This window comes from Vreelandella zhanjiangensis DSM 21076, from assembly GCF_000377665.1.
Taxonomy (GTDB): Bacteria; Pseudomonadota; Gammaproteobacteria; order Pseudomonadales; family Halomonadaceae; genus Vreelandella; species Vreelandella zhanjiangensis.
Window position 1 is genome coordinate 184595 of record NZ_KB898647.1, and the last position, 20043, is coordinate 204637.

20 protein-coding genes are annotated in these 20043 nt (G+C 56.3%); 14 read left to right on the plus strand and 6 right to left on the minus strand.

Annotated features, from left to right (window positions below):
* Positions 1-3 precede the first annotated feature (3 nt).
* The 7 genes from surE (at position 4) to lpxL (ending at position 6760) form a co-directional block, all read left to right on the plus strand.
* Positions 4-750, plus strand: coding sequence for a 5'/3'-nucleotidase SurE (gene surE / locus D467_RS0105065; RefSeq protein WP_018916427.1), 747 nt, complete (start codon positions 4-6; stop codon positions 748-750).
* Positions 737-1414: a protein-L-isoaspartate(D-aspartate) O-methyltransferase gene (locus D467_RS0105070; protein ID WP_026285617.1), complete on the plus strand. Its 678-nt coding sequence runs from the start codon at positions 737-739 to the stop codon at positions 1412-1414. The genes surE and D467_RS0105070 overlap by 14 nt, the downstream gene beginning before the upstream one ends.
* A complete protein-coding gene (locus D467_RS0105075; RefSeq protein WP_018916429.1) occupies positions 1411-2379 on the plus strand; it encodes a DUF368 domain-containing protein in 969 nt (322 codons plus the stop codon). Before D467_RS0105070 ends, D467_RS0105075 begins: the two co-directional genes overlap by 4 nt.
* A 7-nt stretch (positions 2380-2386) precedes the next feature.
* Positions 2387-3481 (plus strand): peptidoglycan DD-metalloendopeptidase family protein, encoded by a 1095-nt coding sequence (locus tag D467_RS0105080; protein ID WP_018916430.1) that lies wholly within the window; start codon positions 2387-2389, stop codon positions 3479-3481.
* Positions 3482-3643: 162 nt separating this feature from the next.
* Positions 3644-4618: an RNA polymerase sigma factor RpoS gene (gene rpoS / locus D467_RS0105085; protein WP_018916431.1), complete on the plus strand. Its 975-nt coding sequence runs from the start codon at positions 3644-3646 to the stop codon at positions 4616-4618.
* A 117-nt stretch (positions 4619-4735) separates the two neighbouring features.
* The gene (gene alr / locus D467_RS0105090; protein WP_018916432.1) at positions 4736-5836 is read left to right on the plus strand and encodes an alanine racemase; all 1101 of its coding nucleotides are present in this window, start codon (positions 4736-4738) and stop codon (positions 5834-5836) included.
* A gap of 9 nt (positions 5837-5845) precedes the next feature.
* Positions 5846-6760, plus strand: coding sequence for an LpxL/LpxP family Kdo(2)-lipid IV(A) lauroyl/palmitoleoyl acyltransferase (gene lpxL, locus D467_RS0105095; RefSeq protein ID WP_018916433.1), 915 nt, complete (start codon positions 5846-5848; stop codon positions 6758-6760).
* A gap of 253 nt (positions 6761-7013) precedes the next feature.
* Here lpxL and speD read toward each other — a convergent pair whose 3' ends face one another.
* The 4 genes from speD to D467_RS0105115 all read right to left on the minus strand — a co-directional run bounded on the left by speD (position 7014) and on the right by D467_RS0105115 (position 10240).
* A complete protein-coding gene (gene speD, locus D467_RS0105100) occupies positions 7014-7808 on the minus strand; it encodes an adenosylmethionine decarboxylase (protein ID WP_018916434.1) in 795 nt (264 codons plus the stop codon).
* 238 nt (positions 7809-8046) lie between these two features.
* Positions 8047-8466: an OsmC family protein gene (locus D467_RS0105105; RefSeq protein WP_018916435.1), complete on the minus strand. Its 420-nt coding sequence runs from the start codon at positions 8464-8466 to the stop codon at positions 8047-8049.
* Positions 8467-8573: 107 nt separating this feature from the next.
* Positions 8574-9233: an N-acetylmuramate alpha-1-phosphate uridylyltransferase MurU gene (gene murU, locus D467_RS0105110; RefSeq protein WP_018916436.1), complete on the minus strand. Its 660-nt coding sequence runs from the start codon at positions 9231-9233 to the stop codon at positions 8574-8576.
* Entirely contained in the window at positions 9230-10240 is a 1011-nt protein-coding gene (locus D467_RS0105115; RefSeq protein WP_018916437.1) for an aminoglycoside phosphotransferase family protein, read from the minus strand. Before D467_RS0105115 ends, murU begins: the two co-directional genes overlap by 4 nt.
* A gap of 70 nt (positions 10241-10310) precedes the next feature.
* On the opposite strand from D467_RS0105115, the gene D467_RS0105120 reads away from it, so the two are divergent.
* The 5 genes from D467_RS0105120 to apaG are packed head-to-tail and all read left to right on the plus strand — an operon-like array spanning position 10311 to position 16119.
* A complete protein-coding gene (locus D467_RS0105120) occupies positions 10311-12758 on the plus strand; it encodes an LPS-assembly protein LptD (RefSeq protein ID WP_018916438.1) in 2448 nt (815 codons plus the stop codon).
* Between the two features lie 35 nt (positions 12759-12793).
* On the plus strand, positions 12794-13819 hold the full coding sequence (locus tag D467_RS0105125; protein WP_018916439.1) for a peptidylprolyl isomerase: 1026 nt from the start codon (positions 12794-12796) through the stop codon (positions 13817-13819).
* Positions 13819-14871, plus strand: coding sequence for a 4-hydroxythreonine-4-phosphate dehydrogenase PdxA (pdxA, locus tag D467_RS0105130; protein ID WP_018916440.1), 1053 nt, complete (start codon positions 13819-13821; stop codon positions 14869-14871). Before D467_RS0105125 ends, pdxA begins: the two co-directional genes overlap by 1 nt.
* 43 nt (positions 14872-14914) lie before the next feature.
* Complete coding sequence (rsmA, locus tag D467_RS0105135) at positions 14915-15745, plus strand: 16S rRNA (adenine(1518)-N(6)/adenine(1519)-N(6))-dimethyltransferase RsmA (RefSeq protein WP_018916441.1); 831 nt, start codon at positions 14915-14917, stop codon at positions 15743-15745.
* Complete coding sequence (apaG, locus tag D467_RS0105140; RefSeq protein WP_018916442.1) at positions 15742-16119, plus strand: Co2+/Mg2+ efflux facilitator ApaG/CorD; 378 nt, start codon at positions 15742-15744, stop codon at positions 16117-16119. The genes rsmA and apaG overlap by 4 nt, the downstream gene beginning before the upstream one ends.
* A gap of 21 nt (positions 16120-16140) precedes the next feature.
* Here the strand turns inward: apaG and D467_RS0105145 are convergent, their stop codons facing one another.
* A complete protein-coding gene (locus D467_RS0105145; RefSeq protein ID WP_018916443.1) occupies positions 16141-17586 on the minus strand; it encodes a GMC oxidoreductase in 1446 nt (481 codons plus the stop codon).
* Positions 17586-17777 (minus strand): hypothetical protein, encoded by a 192-nt coding sequence (locus D467_RS19655; RefSeq protein ID WP_026285618.1) that lies wholly within the window; start codon positions 17775-17777, stop codon positions 17586-17588. The genes D467_RS0105145 and D467_RS19655 overlap by 1 nt, the downstream gene beginning before the upstream one ends.
* Positions 17778-18085: 308 nt before the next feature.
* Between D467_RS19655 and D467_RS0105155 the strand changes: the two genes are divergently transcribed.
* Entirely contained in the window at positions 18086-18904 is an 819-nt protein-coding gene (locus D467_RS0105155; protein ID WP_018916445.1) for a symmetrical bis(5'-nucleosyl)-tetraphosphatase, read from the plus strand.
* Entirely contained in the window at positions 18904-20028 is a 1125-nt protein-coding gene (locus tag D467_RS0105160) for a tRNA nucleotidyltransferase/poly(A) polymerase-related protein (protein ID WP_018916446.1), read from the plus strand. Before D467_RS0105155 ends, D467_RS0105160 begins: the two co-directional genes overlap by 1 nt.
* Positions 20029-20043 lie beyond the last annotated feature (15 nt).

Consider the following 20043-nt stretch of genomic DNA (forward strand, 5'->3'; position numbering starts at 1 on the left):
TCCATGCGGCGACTGCTGCTTTCCAATGACGACGGCGTCCATGCCCCTGGGCTTAAAGCGCTGCATGACGCGCTGCAGGCGCATGCCAATCTGCGTGTTGTAGCGCCGGATCGCGATCGTAGCGGGGCAAGTAACTCCTTGACGTTATCGCGGCCGCTCTCGTTGACGGCGCTGGATAATGGTTTTTATAGCGTTGACGGCACGCCCGCTGACTGCGTTTATTTAGGCGTTAACGGCGTTTGGGACGAGCATCCCGATCTGGTGATATCAGGCATTAATCATGGCAGTAATCTAGGCGATGATGTGCTTTACTCAGGCACCGTTGCCGCCGCCATGGAAGGGCGTAATCTGGGCATGACCGCGATTGCCATGTCGCTATGCGGTGAGCGCTACTTTGATACCGCCGGTAAAGTGGCTGCCAGCCTGATCGGCGCGGCCGACAGGCTCTCCCTACCCCCCAGAACACTGTTGAACGTTAACGTACCGGATGTGCCCTGGTCATCCATCAAGGGCGTCAAGGTGACGCGTCTGGGGTATAGGGGGCCGGCTGAAAAGCCGCTGCCCGTTGAAGACCCTCGCGGACGTACACGCTACTGGATTGCGCCGGTGGCTGCTAATGCCGACGATGGCGAAGATACCGACTTTGCAGCTATTGAAGCCGGTTACGTGTCGATTACCCCGTTGCAAACCGATTTAACGCGCCATCCAGCGCGCCGTGATGTACAGGACTGGTTGGATGCCTTTGCCTGAGCTTTCACTCACTGAGCGTCTGGGACGAGGGATGACCTCCCAGCGCACACGAGACCGTATGGTTGATCGCCTGATTGAGCAGGGGATTCGCCACCCAAAGGTGTTGGACGTGATGGCCAGCGAACCTCGCCATCTGTTTGTCGATGAGGCCCTGGCTCATCGCGCCTATGAGGACACTGCGCTACCAATCGGGTTTGGGCAGACGCTCTCCCAGCCGCTTACGGTTGCCCGTATGACCGAGCTGGTGGTGAAAGCCGAGCCGCGTCGCGTGCTGGAAGTCGGCACAGGCTCTGGCTATCAAACGCTGATTTTATCGCGCTTAGTGAAAGAGCTTTACTCGATTGAGCGTATTTATGCCCTGCACGAGCGGGCAAGCGAGCGGTTGTGGCGGCTGGGCGCTGAGGCCAGATTGACCGTGGCCGACGGCGGTGAAGGGTGGTCAGCGGCGGCTCCCTTTGATGTTATTTTGTTGACCGCCTGTGCTCAGACGCTGCCAGAATTGCTGCTTGAGCAGCTCAGCCGTGATGGGGTCTTAATTGCCCCACTTGAGGAATCTGACGGCAGCCAATGGCTTACCCAAATAAAGCGCATTGGCGGTGCCTTTGAAAAGCGGCGGCTTGAGCCCGTTCGCTTTGTACCCCTATTGCAAGGAGTGGTGGATTGAAGCGTAAAGCCTTGGGAATCTTTTTAAAAGGCGCCGGGATGGGCGCCGCTGATGCCGTACCCGGGGTATCTGGTGGCACGATTGCCTTTGTGACCGGTATTTATGAAGAACTGATCAATACCATCAAGCAGTTTAGCCCCCGTGCGCTGGTGGTGTGGCATCGCAACGGCTGGCGCGCCTTATTTCAGCATTTAAACCTGGCTTTCTTGATCCCTCTGCTTGCGGGTGTCGGGATCAGTCTGGTGAGCGTGGCGCACCTGGCGTTATGGCTGATGGAAGAACACCCGCTACTGCTCGATGGATTTTTCTTTGGTTTGGTCGCCGCTTCGGCGCTTGTCGTGGGGCAAGCCGGGAAGCGCTGGCGGTTCTGGTTTGTGATTCCACTGTTAGCAGGCCTGGTGCTGGCCAGCATGTTGCCGAGCTTAATGCCGCTGGTACTATTGATCGGCAATGAAGCGCTCGTTGTCATGGTGGCCGGCTGTATCGCGATTAGCGCCATGCTGTTGCCTGGCGTCTCAGGCAGCTTTTTGTTGCTCACGATGGGACTCTACGGCACGATTATGGGAGCTATTCGCAGCTTCGATATCACGATCATTGTGCTGTTTGGTATGGGATGTGTGGTTGGCTTGGCATCGTTTTCACGTCTGTTATCCTGGCTGTTAAAACGCCATCATGACTTTACCATGCAGCTACTTTTAGGGTTTATTATCGGCTCATTGCCAGTTCTCTGGCCGTGGCGTGAGCTGTTACGCTATCAAATAGGCCCTAGCGGGCAGATGATTCCATTGGATTATCGTTATTTGCTGCCGAGTGATTATGCGATGTTGACCGGCACTTCAGCGCAGGTCATTGGCGTGGTGGCGCTAATGGCTATTGGCGCACTGCTGGTCGTATTGTTAAATCGTCAGGCAGGGCAGGCGACCACGTCTGATTCAAAAATACCGCGCAGCGCTGAAAAGGAGTAGGGTTTGCATGCGTAAAATCTTCATGATGTCAGCGTTAGTATTGGCGATTAGCGGGTGTGCCAATCAGCAGCATGGCGCTCCACAGGTACGTGATTTAAGCGAAGCGCGCAGCGCCGTGGAAAATTCGCCTCAATATACTGTAAAGCCCGGCGATACCCTGTATGGCATTGCCTGGCAGCATAATCTGGATTATCGGCAGTTGGCCGCGATGAACAATATCGAGGCACCCTATCAGATTCGTCCTGGGCAGATGATTGCCTTGCGTGATGGGGGCTCACGCTCTAATAATTCACCGTCCAATAATGCTCAGCCTAATAATCAGCCGCAAAATGCCCGCAGTGAATCGCGGGGCGTAGTGGCGACGGGGTTAAATCCCCCGACGACGGCGGTAGCCAGTAATGACCAGGAACTCGATTGGCTGTTGCCTGACGAGTCGGCGATTGAGCGCAATCAACGTTTAAACGCTGAGGGTCAGACACAAGAGCGTGCTAATCGTCAGGCCGTTGAGAGCGCTGAGCAGGTAGCTGCTAGCAGCAATACGCCGCGTGAAGAGCCGGCCAAGCCAGAGGTCGTCGCAGCGGCTGAAGTAGAAGAGCCAAAACCTGAACCAGAGCCGGCGGCAGCGCCTGTACGCGAACCGGCGGAACAGTCCGTTGCCCAATCCGCGACACCTGCTGCCACGCCTCCGGCACGTCCAGACCGTTCATCGCGTACTTTCACGCCTGCAGAGACGATAAACTGGCAGTGGCCGACCGATGGTCAGGTCACCGGCAAGTTTGGTGAAGGAGACTCGATTACCGCCGGGATTGATATCGCCGGACAAAAGGGGCAACCTGTTAAAGCGGCTGGTCCTGGAATTGTCGTTTATGCAGGCAGCGGCGTACGTGGATATGGCAACCTCATCCTTCTTAAACACAATGATCAGTTCTTGAGTGCCTACGCGCACAACGACAGTTTAAGCGTTAAAGAGAATGATGTAGTGGAAGCGGGCGAGGTAATTGCCACCATGGGTAATAGCGATGCAGGAAGTGTCAGGCTGCATTTTGAGGTGCGTCGCGATGGACAGCCTCAGGACCCATTGGACTTTCTCCCCTCACGTTAATCACGGCCTGCAGTTAGGCAAATGAATAACGGCAAGCTTTTTTGAATCAGCGTTAAGTCGCTGATTCAACATAATAACAATAATGGTATTGCGCACCGACAGTGCGACTACCTTTTAATTTTTTGGAAAAAGGCGGGCAGGCGATACTACGGGGGTAAGACCATGAGTATGCTGGAGAAGGATCTACAGGAGGTTGACCTGGATGCTGCCGAAGAAGCGTTGGATGACGCTGACGATGATGCCGCAGTGGAAGAGGATGCCTTTGAAAAAGCATTGGGGCGCGAGGATCGGCAGTCAACTCAAAGCTTAGATGCTACGCAAATCTACCTCAATGAAATAGGGTTTTCGCCACTATTAACGCCAGAAGAAGAGGTCTACTACGGCCGCTTGGCACGCAAGGGAGATGCGCTGGGTCGTTCACGAATGATCGAGTCCAACCTGCGGCTGGTGGTTAAAATTGCACGGCGCTACCTTAACCGGGGGCTAACGCTGCTTGACCTGATCGAAGAAGGTAACTTAGGCCTTATTCGTGCAGTTGAAAAGTTTGACCCTGAACGTGGGTTTCGCTTTTCAACGTATGCAACGTGGTGGATTCGTCAGACTATCGAACGTGCGCTGATGAACCAGACGCGGACGATTCGTTTGCCGATTCACGTTGTTAAAGAGCTTAATATTTATCTGCGCGCAGCACGAGAACTGACCCAAAAGCTTGACCATGAAGCAACCGCAGAAGAAATTGCTGAGCATCTCGACAAGCCGGTTGATACGGTTAAGAAAATGCTGGGCCTCAACGAGCGTGTCTCCTCGGTCGACTACCCGATGGGTGGCGAGAGCGATAAACCGCTGATCGATACCCTGGCCGATGACGATGTACAAGGCCCCGAAGGCAGTCTGGTCGATGGTGATGTGCGTGAACACGTGGATCACTGGCTGGATGAGCTAAGTGATAAACAGCGCGAAGTCGTTGTGCGGCGTTTTGGTTTACGTGGGCATGAAGCGGCAACTCTTGAGGAAGTGGGGGCAGAAATTGGCCTGACCCGTGAGCGTGTTCGACAAATTCAGGTGGAGGCGTTAAAGAAACTGCGCCGCTCGCTTGAGAAGCAGGGCCTTTCATTAGAGGCTATTTTCGAAAGCTAGCCGATACGACCCATTCAGTAGGCACTGCCTTGACGCACCGAGTTTATGCTCGGTGCGTTGTCGTTAGGGCTAGGGTTTATTGAGCATTTATTATGTTATGTATAAGCGAGATATGTGATGCGCCCGCTCGTGGCCCATATTGATCTAGACGCGCTGCGTCACAACTATCAGCTGGCGTGCCGCTGCGCACCGCAAAGCCGCTCTGTGGCGGTTATCAAGGCCGATGCTTATGGGCACGGTGCCGTAGAATGCGCTCGCGCACTTGAAAGCCAAGTGCCGGCCTTTGCGGTCGCGTGTATCGAAGAAGCCATTGCCTTGCGTGACGGCGGTATCAATAAGCCCATCGTGCTGTTGGAAGGCATTTTTAGTGCTGATGAGCTGCCGCTGGTAGACCGCTATGGGTTGTGGACGGCCGTGCATAGCGCGTGGCAAGTTGAAGCGCTGATGGCATTTTCGCCTAGCCAGCCGATTCCCGTTTGGTTGAAGGTTGATTCGGGCATGCATCGACTGGGGTTTGATGTAGATAAAGCTCAGGCTGTCTGGCAGCGTTTGGTCAATGCGCCTCAAGTGACTGCGCTGCACTTGATGAGCCATTTTGCGACGGCGGATGCGAGCGACGGGCGCTATTTCAACCAGCAGATGCAGCACGTGCAGACGCTGGCAAAAGCGCTTGATGCGCCCTTATGCCTGGCTAATTCACCTGCCACACTTGCCTGGCCTGCCGCGCATGGCGACTGGAATCGCCCTGGAATTATGCTGTACGGCAGCGACCCGCTGGAAGCTGCCAACGACATCACCCGGCAGTTGCGCCCAGTGATGAGCTTGCGCTCGGAAATTATTGCCCTACGTGAGCTGGATGAAGGCGAGCAGGTAGGTTATGCGGGACGCTGGCGCGCCAAGCGTCGTTCGCGTATTGCCGTGGTCGCTGCGGGCTATGGCGACGGCTATGATCGTCACGCGGTGGATGGTACGCCGGTGCTGGTCAATGGGCAGCGCTGCGCTATCGCCGGTAAGGTGTCGATGGACATGCTGACCATCGACGTTACCGATTTGAAAGAGGCTGACATTGGCAGTGAGGTAGTGCTCTGGGGTACCGCAAGCACAGGTGAACTGCTGCCAGTCGACGAGGTGGCAGGCTACTGCGATGCGATAAGTTATACTTTGCTGGCCGGGGTGTTGCCACGCGTACCCAGACGTTATCAAGAGTCCTTAGTGTAGGTGGTACGTATGTCGAAAAAAGAATACCCACGTTCGTTTGCCCATCCGCGCTACTGGGGCACCTGGCTTGCCATCGGCGCAATGTACGTAGCCGCCTGGTTGCCTTGGGGCGTCAAACTTTGGGTGGGAAAGATCATCGGGTTACTCGCGTGGCGCTTTGCCAAGCGTCGGCGTGATATTACTGCCACCAATCTGGCGCTGTGTTTTCCAGAAAAAAGTGCCGATGAACAGCGCAAACTAGTGAAAGATACCTTTATTGCTAACGGTATTGGCCTGGTCGAAACGGCCACCGGCTGGTGTCGCAAAGCCGAAGGGTTTCGTCATCGCGTGGCTTATCATGGTCAGGAGCATCTGGCGCATGCCAAAGCGCAGGGAAAGGGCGTGCTGGTCGTTGGTATCCACTTCTCCACGCTAGATTTGGGCGGAGCGCTGCATTCGCTGTTTTTCCCTGCGGATGTGGTTTATCGGCCACACAATAACCCACTTTTTGAGCGCTTCATGACCCGCGCTCGGTCACGCATTTTCGGTCAGGCGATTGATCGGCACGACCTGCGAGGCGTGGTGCGGCGTATCAAGGCCGGACATATTGTCTGGTACTCACCGGATCAGGATTTCGGTCGCGATGTCAGCGTGTTTGCACCGCTGTTTGGTCAGCAGGCGGCCACCATCCGTCTGACATCAAAAATCGCCAGGATGACCGGGGCGCCGGTAGTGCCGTTGATGTTTCACCGTAATCCCGATAACCGCACCTATACCATCGAGTGCTTGCCAGCGTTCGAGAACTTCCCAAGTAGGGATGAAGTGCTGGACGCCACTCGGGTGAATCAGTTTATCGAGCGGGCGATTCGCAAGCACCCTGAACAATACCTGTGGCTGCACCGGCGTTTCAAGACCCGTCCTGAAGGGGAAGAGGGGTTCTATTAACCCTTGTATGAAGCCTCTCACTAATCGAGAGGCGGTCTTGAGCAACCCTACGCGGGGGCACTGTTAATACCTCCTTGTACGCTACTTTCGCCATCTGACCGCCATGGATGGCGGAAATGCCGGAAATGTCAGGAACTGTTTTCCGGCCTTGGCGAAAGACCCCCGCTACGGGTTACTCAAGACCACGCTACCTGTGACAGGTACTATCAGCAAAAAGCCGACTCGCGTCGGCTTTTTTTCGTCTACTCGGCGATTAGTCGAGGTTGCGCGAGTAGAAGATTTCCAGCATCTCTTTACGCAGACGGCTCTCGATGTCGCGGGCCTCTTCAAAGGTAATATCGCGACGCGAAGTGCCGAACAGGTAATTATCGAGTTCGAAATCCTTGAGCAGCATCTTGGTATGGAACATGTTGTCTTGATACACGTTCACATCCATCATTTGATACGCTTGCTTGGTATCTTCTGCCAAGTAGTCCTGGATCGAAGCAATATTGTGATCGATAAACAGCTTTTTGCCATCCACATCGCGTGTGAAGCCACGCACACGGTAGTCCATGGTCACGATGTCGGAATCAAAACTGTGGATCAGGTAATTAAGCGCTTTCAGCGGGCTGATATGGCCACACGTTGAAACATCGATATCCAGGCGGAACGTACTGATGCCGTTATCGGGATGCGACTCCGGATAGCTATGTACGGTGACATGGCTTTTATCCAGGTGGGCAACCACGGTTTCAGGCAAGGGGCCCGGGCCTGGTTCCGTTTGCTCTGGATTGGCCTCATCAAGCTCATGCTCAGCGATGAGGATGGTGACGCTCGCTCCGTGAGGTTCATAATCCTGACGGGCGATGTTTAGCACATGCGCACCGATAATATTGGTGACATCTTTCAAGATCTGCGTCAGCCGTTCGGCATTGTAAAGCTCATCGATATAGTCGATATAAGCTGCACGCTGCTCTTCGGTTTTGGCATAACAGATGTCGTAAATATTAAAGCTCAACGAGCTTGTCAGGTTATTAAACCCGTGGAGTCGGAGATTATCTGTCATGTCCGAACCTCCCTATGGCAGATGAAAATACCCCGACGAGCCAGCGCCGGAACCGAAAAGTACCTATTGCTACCCTCGCAACACCGCTTATATAAACGCGTAGGCAAGACAGTAGGGGGTAATACAAGCCGGCGTATTATGCCCGGCCCTGACGCGCTATGCATCCGACCGATGCATTTTTTTAACTTATCAGGCGTGACGGGCCGTAAGGGCAGGCGCTGGGCGCTACTCGCGTGGCTCAAGCTTCTTTGATCTCAAACGAGTGGGTAATCTCAACACCGCCTTTAACCAGCATGATGGAAGCGCTGCAGTATTTTTCTGCGGAAAGCTCTACCGCGCGTGCAACCTGCTTCTCTTTTAGCGCCCGGCCAGTGACCACGAAATGCACATGAATCTTGGTAAATACCGCAGGCACTTCGTCAGCGCGCTCAGCGTCGAGTTCGGCAACGCAGTCGGTGACATCCGCGCGCGCTTTATCCAGAATATTCAGGATATCAAACGCGGTGCAGCTACCCATGCCCATCAGCAGCATTTCCATAGGGCGCGGGCCCGTATTGCGGCCGCCGTGGTCGGGTGGGCCGTCAATGATAACGCTATGCCCGCTACCTGACTCCGCGACAAACTGACGACCATCTGTCCATTTTACCTTTGCTTTCACGTAGCTCTCCTCATCTAGGCAACGACAGGTAAGTCGCGCAGCATAACATTTCTATGCCGGGGCGCACTGCTTGAATCCTCGCCCCGGCGTTCTTTGATAGGTGATGGTTATGGGCTTAAAAAGTGCTCCAGAGCGGCAAGGCGCTCAGGTGTGCCTACATCCACCCAGTGCCCGGTAAAACGCTTGCCGCTAACGCGCCGTTCGTTCATGGCGTGTTTAAACAGCGGTGCCAGTGCAAATGCTCCTGTGGGTTGGCCTGCCAGTAAAGCAGGATGAATAATGCTCACTCCTGCGTACGTGTAGCGCGGTGTGCCGTGAGTTAACGCGCGGCCATGCTCAAGGGCAAAGTCGCCATCTACATGATGTGCAGGGTTATCTACCAGCACCAGGTGTGCCAGGTCGTCGCCTTTGAGCATGGCCTGGGAAGGCAGGTAGTCACACCAGATATCACCGTTGACCAGTAAAAAAGGCGCTTCGCCCAGCAGCGGTAGGGCGTTTTGAATACCCCCACCTGTTTCAAGCGGCGTGGATTCCTGGCTCCAGTGAATGCGTAGGCCGTAAGTCTGCCCATCGCCCAGCGCTTGAATGATCTGCTCTGCGCGGTAGCTAACGTTGATCACTACCTCTTTAAAGCCTGCCTTTTGAAGCCGCTCAAGGTGATGAACAATCAGCGGCTTACCTGCCACAGGCAATAACGGTTTGGGGCAGTGATCGGTTAAAGGGCGCATCCGCTTACCTAACCCGGCCGCTAAAATCATGGCTTTCATTGTGTGCTTTCCGCCAGACGTTGGGTAATCGCGGGGCGCAGGGTGTGGTTGACCCATTTTGCAAACGCTGTGTGCTCGGGCAGTGCGGCCAGGCTGTCTTCCAGGTGATCTAGAAAATGCGGCAGGCGTTCCAGATAGCCCTGTTTATGATCGCGTATGGTCAGGCGGCAAAAGATCCCCAGTACTTTGAGCGAACGCTGAGCCGCCATGGCGTGGCACTGGGTTATAAACGTAGCCGCTGTCAGCGAGCCTGGAAGGCGGCCGTCGCGGCGTGCCTGCGCATAAAAAGTGTTGGCTAGCTGGGTAAATTGAGGCTTGGTAAATCGCCAGTAGCGGCCGCACAATAACGAAATGACGTCATAGCTGATCGGGCCAGCCACGGCGTCCTGAAAATCAATCATATACAGGCGGTCGTGACTGACCATAATGTTCATGGCGTCAAAGTCGCGGTGTACACTCACGAAGGGCTGCACAAGCGCTTGCTCAATAAGCGCCGCACGTAGTGGCTCCCAGCTGGGCGGAGTGGGTAGCTTCAGCCAACTGCCCAGGCACCATTCGGTAAAAAGATCGAGTTCGCGGGCGAGTAGCGGTGCATCATAGGCAGGCAGTGCGGTGGGGCCGGCTCGATTTTGCAGCTCGGCAATCAGTGCCAGCGCTTTTTCGTGGTAGTTAAGCACGCTAGCTTCATCGCTAAACAGGTCTTGCATAGGCGTGCTGCCCAAGTCGTCCAGCAGTAAAAAGCCGTCATCTAGATTGACGGCATGAATTTTGGGCACGGGCAGCCCTGCTGCATACCAGCGGTTGCCAATGGCTACAAAAGAGGAAGAATCCTCTTGAACAGGGGGCGCATCCATCACAATCTGTGTGCGGCCATCAGGAAGCGTTAGACGAAAATAACGCCGGAAACTGGCGTCGCCACCCGCCGGTGATAGAGTAATAGCGGCCTGATTCAGGCTATTTTGTTCAGCGGCCCATCGGGTGAGGGCATTTATCCGGGAAGAGGACATGCAAGCTCCTTGCTGGTCGGGCATCATGCGGGCTGTATAATACCTATTCTGGATGCCAAGGATAACGAACATGGGCAAGCGATTTTCGCGCACTTTACCGGTTGCGCATACGCTGATGGGCAGTTTGCTCGCGGGCGCCTCGTTTTCGGCGGTGGCGCAGGATCAAACGCTGCCCGCCGAAGCACTCGACTGGCAGGCCTGGGAGCAGGGGGAAGCGTCACAACAATTATGCCGTGGGCGCTATGTGATGCCCGGCTACCGGTTGCCCGCTGAGCAAGACCCGGAGACGCTGTCGGTTGAAACGCAAGAAGCGGATTATGCCTCCGACGGTGAAGCACTGCTACGCGGTGATGTGGTATTAAGGCGCGCCAACACCGAGCTTGAAGCCGACCGCATTTTTCTACCTGCCAACCGCGAGCAGGTAGATGCCGAGGGAAACCTTGCGCTGCGCGATGGTCAGGCCCTGCTGCGTGGCGATAGTGCGACCCTGATGCTCAACGAGGACCGGGGCACTATAAACAATAGCCACTATGTGCTGTATGAAGCGCATATGCGTGGTCAGGCAAACCAGCTTGAGCAGACGGGCGAATCCCAGTATCGCCTGCATGATGCGTCCTTCACGGCGTGTGATCCCGGTGCTAATACCTGGCAATTGGTGAGTAGCGATATCCGGCTGGATCAGGCCAAAGGCTTCGGCACCGCACGACATGCACGCCTGGAAGTAAAAGACGTGCCTATCTTTTACTGGCCGTGGCTGCGCTTTCCAATTGATGATAATCGCCATACGGGCTTGCTGGCACCAGCGATCGGTTTCTCCTCGGATGGCTTTGATTACGCCCAGCCGTTTTACTGGAATATTGCCCCTAACCACGATGCCACCATTACGCCGCGCTGGATGACCGATCGTGGTTTGCTGCTTAACGGTGAATACCGCTACCTGTTTTCCGAGAGTGCCGGCACCGTCGAGGGCGGTTACTTAAGTAGTGATGATGGCGGTACCAGCGGCGATAACCGCTTTGCCGGTCAGGATCGCTGGTATATCGATGCGCAGCATGCCGGACGTATCAATAACCGCAGTAATTACCGTTTGCGCTATGGTGCAGCCAGTGACGGCCGCTATTTTGATGATTTCGGCGGCCAGTTCGGAGATAGTGACCGGGTCAGTATGGAAAGGCTTGCCCAGGTAGACTATCAAGGCGAGCGCTGGCAGCTGGACGCCCGTGCACAGGGCTTCCAGCGCCTTGAAGACCCGCTCAATGATACCGACAAGCCGTTTTATCGCCTGCCCAGTTTGACCGCCAATTCCAACTGGCAGCTGGGTAGCGGAATCTATAGCGAATGGCGCTCCAATGTTACTTACTTCTGGCGGGATGTGGATGAGCGCCGCGTACCCGAACAAGAAGCCGCGACCGGTAGCCGTTTGCACTTGACGCCCGCGGTCGGCTGGCGTGCCGAGAACAGTTGGGGGTATGTAGAGCCGCGTACCGAGCTTTGGCATACGACGTATGATCTGGATTATGGCGAGCGGGAAACCGATCGGGGTACGACCCCCAGCCGCAGCATAGCGGTTACCTCGGTGGATAGTGGCCTGGTATTTGAGCGCGAACTGGAGCTGGGAAGCCGTGATTATCGGCAAACTCTGGAACCGCGCCTCAACTACGCCTATGTGCCGCGTACCAACCAGACCCAGCTACCCGATTTCGATAGTCGTGAGCGTGCGTTCTCCTGGGATCAGCTGTGGTCACCTCACCGATTTTCCGGAGCCGACCGGGTCGGTGACCTGAATCGCGTATCGTTGGGCGTGCAGTCGCGCTTGATTGAAGACAGCAGCGGTCGGGACCGTTTGACGTTCGGGGTTGGGCAAAGCGTCTATTTTGCCGAGCGCCGCATCGATAGTGAAGGGGACCCGGACACACTGCCTGCGCGTCCCGAAGAAGACCCTAACGTCAATCCGCAGCGCTACTATCAGGCCACGCGTGATCGCTCGCCGCTGGTCACCCGGCTGGACTGGCAGATCAATGACCGCTGGAGTACGGGCTACGAGTGGCTTTACGATGACCATCGCGAACAGACCGAGCGCTCAAGCGTTGACGTCAATTATCGCCATCCGGCAGGCCATGTAGTGAACCTTGGGTACCGTTGGGAGATCGAAGGGTTTGATCCAGATTCGGTACCTGGCGATGACGGCTTTCGCAATTACAACCGCGAAGAGTGGGATCTGTCGTTCGCCTGGAAAGCCAATACCAGGATTGATTTGATTGGCCGCTACCTTCACGATCAAACCAACGACCGTGCGCTTGAACAAATGGCCGGCGTACAGTGGAACGACTGCTGCTATGGTGTGCAGCTTGTCTGGCGTGAGTGGGTAGATGATAACGATACGGCACGCATTGAAGATGACTTTAACGATCGCGGGCTATTTTTACGCTTTGTATTCCGTGGCTTAGGTGGCGTTGGCCAGCAGGCCGATAGCTATTTTGAACGGACCATTCCGGGTTACCGTCCTACGCCTTTGTAATGACGTTCTTGAATGGCGACTGAAAGAGACCTTTTATGAAGACCAGAAATACGCTGCTAGCCCATGCAAAAATCGTATCGGCCACGGGTGTCATGGCCCTTTGCATTGGTGCCGGTGCGCTCGTTACGCCGCTTGTATCGCAGGCGCAAGATTTTGCGTCTACCCAGCGCCAGCCGATCGATAGCGTCGTCGCCGTGGTAAACGAGGGCGTTATCATGCGTAGCGAGCTTGATGGCCGGGTTGCCCAAATACAGCAGCAGGCCCAGGCGCAGGGCGGCTCGCTTCCGGCGCGCTCAGCGCTTGAAGCCCAAGTGCTTGAGCGGATGATCATGGATGAAATCCAGATGCAGCTAGCCCGCCGCAGCAACTTGAGCGTTGATGATACTGAGCTTAACCGTCAGCTACGCACGATTGCTGAATCCAACGATATGACCTTGGAGCAGTTTGCTGACGAGGTGGAATCTGAAGGCATGACGCTTGCCGACGTACGTGAAGATATCCGCCGTGAAATGCTGATGCGCCAAGTGCAGCAACGTCAGGTAGGTCAGCGCGTATCGGTAAGCGACCGCGATGTGCAGCGTGTGCTGGAACAGCAGGGCAGCCAGGCGAGCGATCAGGCATTTGTCGAAGAAATCCGTGCGCGCCACATTCTGATAGAGCTGACGCCGACGCGCAGCGAAGATCAGGCCCGCGCGCGTGCCCAAGAAGCTCGCCAGCGTCTACAGCAAGGCGCTGATTTTGCGTCAGTGGCGCGTGAGTTTAGCGATGATCGCGGCAGCGCCCTCAACGGCGGCGAACTTGGCTGGGTACGGCCTGGTCAAACCGTTCCAGCGTTTGAGCAGGCGATGCAGTCACTGAACGTTAACCAGATTTCTGAGCCCGTGCGTTCTCAGTTTGGTTATCACGTTATCGAAGTAGAAGAGCGTCGTCGTCAGAATGTCACCGAAGAGAGTCGTCGCGAGCAGATTCGCCAGGCGATTTTCCAGCGCCGTGCCAACGAAGAACTGCAAACCTGGCAGCAGGAAATTCGCTCGGAAGCCTTTGTGGATATTCGTCTCTAATGACTCAAAACGCTGGCCTGCCGCTGCTGATCACTACCGGCGAACCCGCGGGCGTTGGGCCTGAACTGGTGCTGATGTTAGCGTCGCAGGGCAACCTGCCTGAACAGACCGTGGCGATCGGCGATGTAGATATGCTGCGCCAGCGTGCGGCTGAGCTTGCGCTTGATGTAACGCTGGTGGAAGCCCGTCCCGGTGAGCCGGTCAAGGCATCGGCTGGCAAGCTTCCGGTATGGCCGGTCGCACTCAAGGAGCCTGCGATGCCGGGAGTACTTAATCCGGCTAACGCAGGGTACGTGCTGGCAACGCTCGAACTGGCTGTTAACGCATGTATGGCCGTTCAGGCGGCGGCTATCGTTACGGCGCCGCTGCATAAGGGCGTAATTATCGAAGGCGGCTATCCAGACTTTACCGGGCATACGGAGTGGCTGCGCGATGCCTGTGGCGTCGATGAGGTGGTCATGATGTTGGCAACCGATGCGGCACTTCATGCACAGGCACCTGATTGGCAGGGCAGCGGTGATTTGCGCGTTGCCTTAGTGACTACGCACCTGCCGCTGCGCCACGTCGCCGATGCGATTACCTTTGATCGGGTGACGCGTATTAGCCGTCTGCTGGCGGCCGACCTGAAACGCCAGTTTGGTATCGCATCGCCACGTATTGCAGTGTGCGGTTTAAACCCCCATGCGGGCGAGGACGGTCATCTTGGTCGTGAAGAGCTGGACACTATTATTCCAGCGCTTGAAGCCCTGCGTGCGGATGGACTTAAGATCGAAGGGCCACTGCCCGCTGATACCCTGTTTACCCCACGCCATTTGGCGGGTGTGGACGCCGTGCTTGCGATGTATCATGACCAGGGCTTGGCAGTACTTAAATACGCTGGTTTTGGCCAGGCGGCCAATATTACCCTGGGCTTGCCGTTAGTGCGCACTTCGGTAGATCATGGCACGGCGCTTGATCTGGCCGGTAAAGGTGTGGCCGACCCCGGTAGTCTGCGTATCGCGCTTTCGCTTGCACGACGCCTTGCCACTCAGCGGGCCAATGCTGCCTGCTAGTCTTATGCTTCACGTTTGAAAAACCTCCAAGGAACTCTGTTAGATGTCTCAAGTGCCCCAGCAGCACCGTGCTCGCAAACGCTTCGGTCAAAACTTTCTACGTGACCTGGGTATCATCTCGCGTATTGTGCGCTCTATTGGGCCGCGGGAAGGCGACCGGCTGGTTGAAATTGGGCCAGGGCAGGGCGCGTTAACCGCCCCTTTGCTTGAGGCCGCAGGGGGGCTTGAGGTGATTGAGCTGGACCGTGATTTGATTCCCGGTCTGCGGGTGCAGTTTTTCAACTATCCCGACTTTATTATTCATGAAGGCGACGCGCTGAAATTTGATTTTGCCGCGCTTAAAGGCGATGGCCCGGCCCTGCGCGTGGTCGGCAACCTGCCCTATAACATTTCAACGCCGTTGATTGTGCATTTGCTAACTGCCGGTAATGCCATCGCCGATATGCACTTCATGCTGCAAAAAGAAGTTGTCGAACGGCTCGCCGCTGAACCGGGCGGTACCGATTGGGGGCGGCTTTCGGTGATGGCGCAGTACTACTGCCAGGTGGATCAGCTGTTTATCGTCCCGCCCGAGGCCTTTGTTCCGCGTCCGAAAGTCGACTCAGCCATTGTGCGCCTCACGCCCCACGCTGCCTTACCGCATGTTGCCGATGACCCGGCGCTACTTTTTGAGCTGGTAAAGCTTGCATTTGGTCAACGGCGCAAGACCCTGCGCAATAATTTCAAAGGCCGCGTTAGCCCGGAAACCCTGGAAGAACTAGGGATTGATCCGGTGCGTCGTCCGCAAACGCTAACCGTGGCCGAATATGTGGCCATTGCCAACCGCGTCGCGGCGGATGACGCGCTAAACGCTGGCGGGAGTGATATCGGGTGAGTGGTTTAGCCATTGAAGTCAGCGTGACGCCGGAATACTGTGCGGCGGAGTCTAGCGATGTTGAGACGCGCTACGTCTTCAGCTACACCGTTACCGTACATAATCAAAGCCCACACAGCGTACAGCTGATGGCCCGCTACTGGAAAATCACCCAAGGCGGTGGCGATAGCCAGGAAGTGCGCGGCAAAGGCGTGGTAGGGCAGCAGCCGCTTATCGGGCCCGGTCAGCGCTTTCGCTATACCAGCCGCGCCATTCTACAAACGCCGGTTGGGGTGATGGAAGGCGCCTACACGCTGCTCAATACCTATAGCCAGCGTGCGTTTGAAGTGTCGATCGCTCCCTTTCGTCTGGCCGTGCCGCGCCAGCTGCACTGAACGCGGCTATGACGCTTAGTCCTACGCCTGAGTTAAACGCTGGTTCAAGTGATCGCATAAGCGAAGGGCAAGCTGAACCAGCGTCAGAGTCGGATTGGCGTGCCCGGCGCTGGCAAACACGCTGGAACCTGCCACGTACATATTATCCTGGGCAAACAGTCGGCAATCGGCGTTGACGATGCCTTGCTCAGGGTGATGGCTCATGCGCGTACCGCCCATATGATGGCGACCCGCGAGCTCGCCGTCGGTGGGCAGCGTGACAGGAAGTTCAGCAAGCCAGTCCGCCAGCTGTACCCGGCCAATATCCGTGTCCACTAGGTACTCGCCCAGCAACAGCAAGCTTTCGCGAATAGTGTGCCGGTCAAGCGCGGACTGTTGCCATACCAGTCGGCTACGCGGAATACCCAGTGCATCAAGCTCATCGGAAAGCTCGATGTGGTTTTCAAAGCGCGGCTCCTGCTCCCAGGCGGCTCTTAACATCGCACCATGCAGCACACGGCCTTGGGCTTGCCACTCGACAATACGCTCCCCCAGTGAAGGCGCCTGCAGGCTAAGCTCATCGATTAGCGCCTGGGACGCCTCAGGATTCATGCGGTGTAAACGCAGGCCGCAGTTGAGTATCTCCCGGTTTGCGAGTGCCTGCTCATTGGGGGATAGGAAAACGTTGTAGGTCTCATCCAGCCCTAACGCCTCCGGCTCAAAGATAAGCGCCTGGCCGACCGTTGCGTGAGGATGCTCCATCCAGTAGCGCCCCAACGTCTGGGCCTGAGGAATCAACTGGCCGCCCGCCTGTTGATTGCACCAGAGCAGTAAGCGGGCATTATCAATGCCTCCACAGGCCAGAATGAAGTAGCGGGCGCGAACCTGGTGCTGCTCGCCCTGGTAGTTAGCAAACGTCGCGCTGGCAACTCGGCCGTCGGTCGTTTCCAGTGCGACGAGATTGGCGTTTAAGCAGCACAGCAGATTGTCTGACTCACTCAGCGTATCGGCGTACTTCAGCTGTACGCGAGTGGGGCCTCCCAGCGAGAAGTAGATACGGCTAAGCGCGGACGACTCAATGGGCTCATCCGCTGGGATAGGGTCTAAATCAAGCAGATCAGCCGCGGCGCTAAAGTAGGGCGTAAGCTCCGTATGGCTAATCGGCCAGGCGGTCTCGGGAGCGGCGGTTTTGGCGGTGAAATCATACGGATCAAGCGGGCGACACACACCACCCCAATGGTTCGTCGAGCCACCCAGCTGACGCAGTCGGCTGGCTTCAAGAGGAAGATACGCATCACCGACGACCTCGCCACGGTAGCTATCCTGGGAGCGTTCGCTAAATACTTCATCGCCCCCTTCGCACATCAGAATGCGGTGCCCCTGGCGGGCAAGCGTTACACCAATCGATACGCCTGCGGCCCCGCTGCCAATAATGCACACATCCACTGTACCGCCCAGCTCAGCGAGCTTATCGAAAGGCAGGTACATTAGCGGTCACTCGCGCGTAGCAGCCAGCCGTTAACCATAATGCTGTCTGGGGTATGGCGTGAGGGTGACGCGGGCGGTTGGCTCTGTGCGCTGGCAGCCGGGAGCAGAGCGCTAACCGGTACGAGCACTACACCCATGCCGGCAAGCGTTGCAGCTTTTAATAGCCGACGCCGTGTATAAGTAGGCAGCATAATCGTTATATTGTCCCTGGCCTTGGATGGTTTACTTTGCAAGGTGTTATAAGCGTTATGAAAAGCAGCATTCTGAAAAGTAACCGCGCCTACATTACCGACGCTTAATTTATATTGATGCAAATTTGCCCATCCCACCAGAGCAAATTTGCGAATACTGCTAACGTACAATAAGTAGTAGGTTTTGATGAGTAGCACGTTTGGGTTAGTGCGATATGGGGTATTTTTCATGCTGGTTATTTTTCAACACTCTTTATTTTCAATAGTGTTTTGCAGCACTCTTTTTTATTCAACATAAGGCCCCGCGCATGAGTACCTACGCGATTGGCGATCTGCATGGCTGCTACGCCGAGTTTGTGGCGTTGCTTGAGAAGCTCAATTTTAATCCCACCCAAGATACCCTGTGGCTGGTGGGGGATGTGATTAACCGTGGCCCCGGCTCGCTTGAGTGCTTGCGTGAAGCACAGGCGCTAGGCGGCGCAGTACGCTGCGTGCTGGGTAACCACGATTTTCACCTGTTAGTGGTGGCGCGTGGCGGTGGCAAGCAGAAAAGACACGATACGCTCAGCGAGATTTTAGCCGCGCCCGACCGCGAACCAATGCTTGACTGGCTGCAAGGCCAGCCACTCGCCGTATATCAGGGCAATACCTTGATGACCCACGCCGGATTATTGCCCCAGTGGAGTGTCGAACAGGCGGTGACCTATAGCCGTGAAGTCGAGCAGGCCCTGGCCGGCGAGCAGTCGGGGCGTTTTCTAACCGAGCTGTTTGGTAATCAGCCTGATCGTTGGCGGGAAGACCTTGAAGGAATGGATCGGCTGCGCTTTATCGTTAATGCCATGGCACGCATGCGTTTCATCAACGCTCAGGGGCAGCTGGATTTTGCAGCGAAAGAAGGGCTTGAAAGTGCCCCGGCAGGTTTTGCACCGTGGTTTCAGTACCCGCGTGACGATGACCCGCATCTACTGTTCGGCCATTGGGCGGCTCTGGAAGGCAAAACGCCTGACGCCAAGGTGCGTGTCGAAGCACTGGATACCGGCTGCGTATGGGGAGGGGCGTTAACCGCGCTTGATCTGGACACCGGTGAGCGGGTCAGCGTACCCAGCCAGCAGCAAGGAGCGCGCTAGTGGCGGCGAGTCCCAACGATCCGTGTATTGCCGGGCTGGACGTTTACCGCGTAGGTGGTGCCGTGCGTGACGCGCTTTTAGGTTGGCCTGTTTTTGATAACGACTGGGTCGTGGTCGGCGCGACGCCAGATGCCATGCGCCAGCGGGGCTTCAAGCCAGTGGGGAGAGATTTTCCGGTATTTTTACATCCTGAAACCGCCGAGGAGTACGCCTTGGCGCGTACCGAGCGCAAGTCCGGCTACGGCTATTCAGGCTTTGAGGTGCACGCAAGCCCCGATGTCACCCTGGAAGAGGACTTGCTGCGTCGCGATCTTACCGTTAATGCGATTGCTCAGCGGGTAGATGGGCCGCTCATTGATCCCTTTAACGGTCAGCGCGATATCGAAAAGCGCGTGCTGCGGCATGTTTCCCCGGCATTTAGCGAGGACCCGCTGCGTGTACTGCGCACGGCGCGCTTTTTAGCCCGCTATAAGCCGCTGGGGTTTTGTATCGCCGATGAAACGCTGGCGCTGATGACGCAGGTGAGCCGTAGCGGTGAACTTGAACATCTGGCGGCTGAGCGAGTGTGGGTGGAAACCGAGAAGGCGCTTGGCGAGCCGGACCCGCAGGCCTACTTTACGACGCTAATGCAGTGCGAAGCGCTGTCGGTATGGTGGTCGGCATTAGCGGATGGCAGGCTTGAGCAGGGGCTCGCAGCAATGCACAGCGCCCCAGGCGATAGCCAGACGCCGCAAGCCCACTGGCGCTACGCATTGCTCGTCAGCGTGCTTGAGGATGCTGAGCGTGAGACGCTGGCTAAGCGACTACGACTGCCCAACGCTGTGGCTCAGCTGGCACGCTATGTAGCCTTGACCCTGCATCTGCTAAAAGCGCCATTGGAACCAGCCGCCGTACTTCACTGGCTGGAGCGCCTGGACGGTTGGCGCAAGCCTGAGCAGGTCGAAACCCAGCTTCAGCTAGTGGGGGGCGTTGCCAAGGCAAGCGTGGCGCCATTAAGCGCTGCCTGGGAAGCTGCGCGTAACGTAAGCCCGCAGGCATTGATAGCTCAGGGTTTCAAAGGAGCGGCGTTAGGCGAGGCGTTGCGTGAACAGCGCCAGCAGGCGGTGATGAATGCACTGGGATAGGCTGTCAATTGGTCT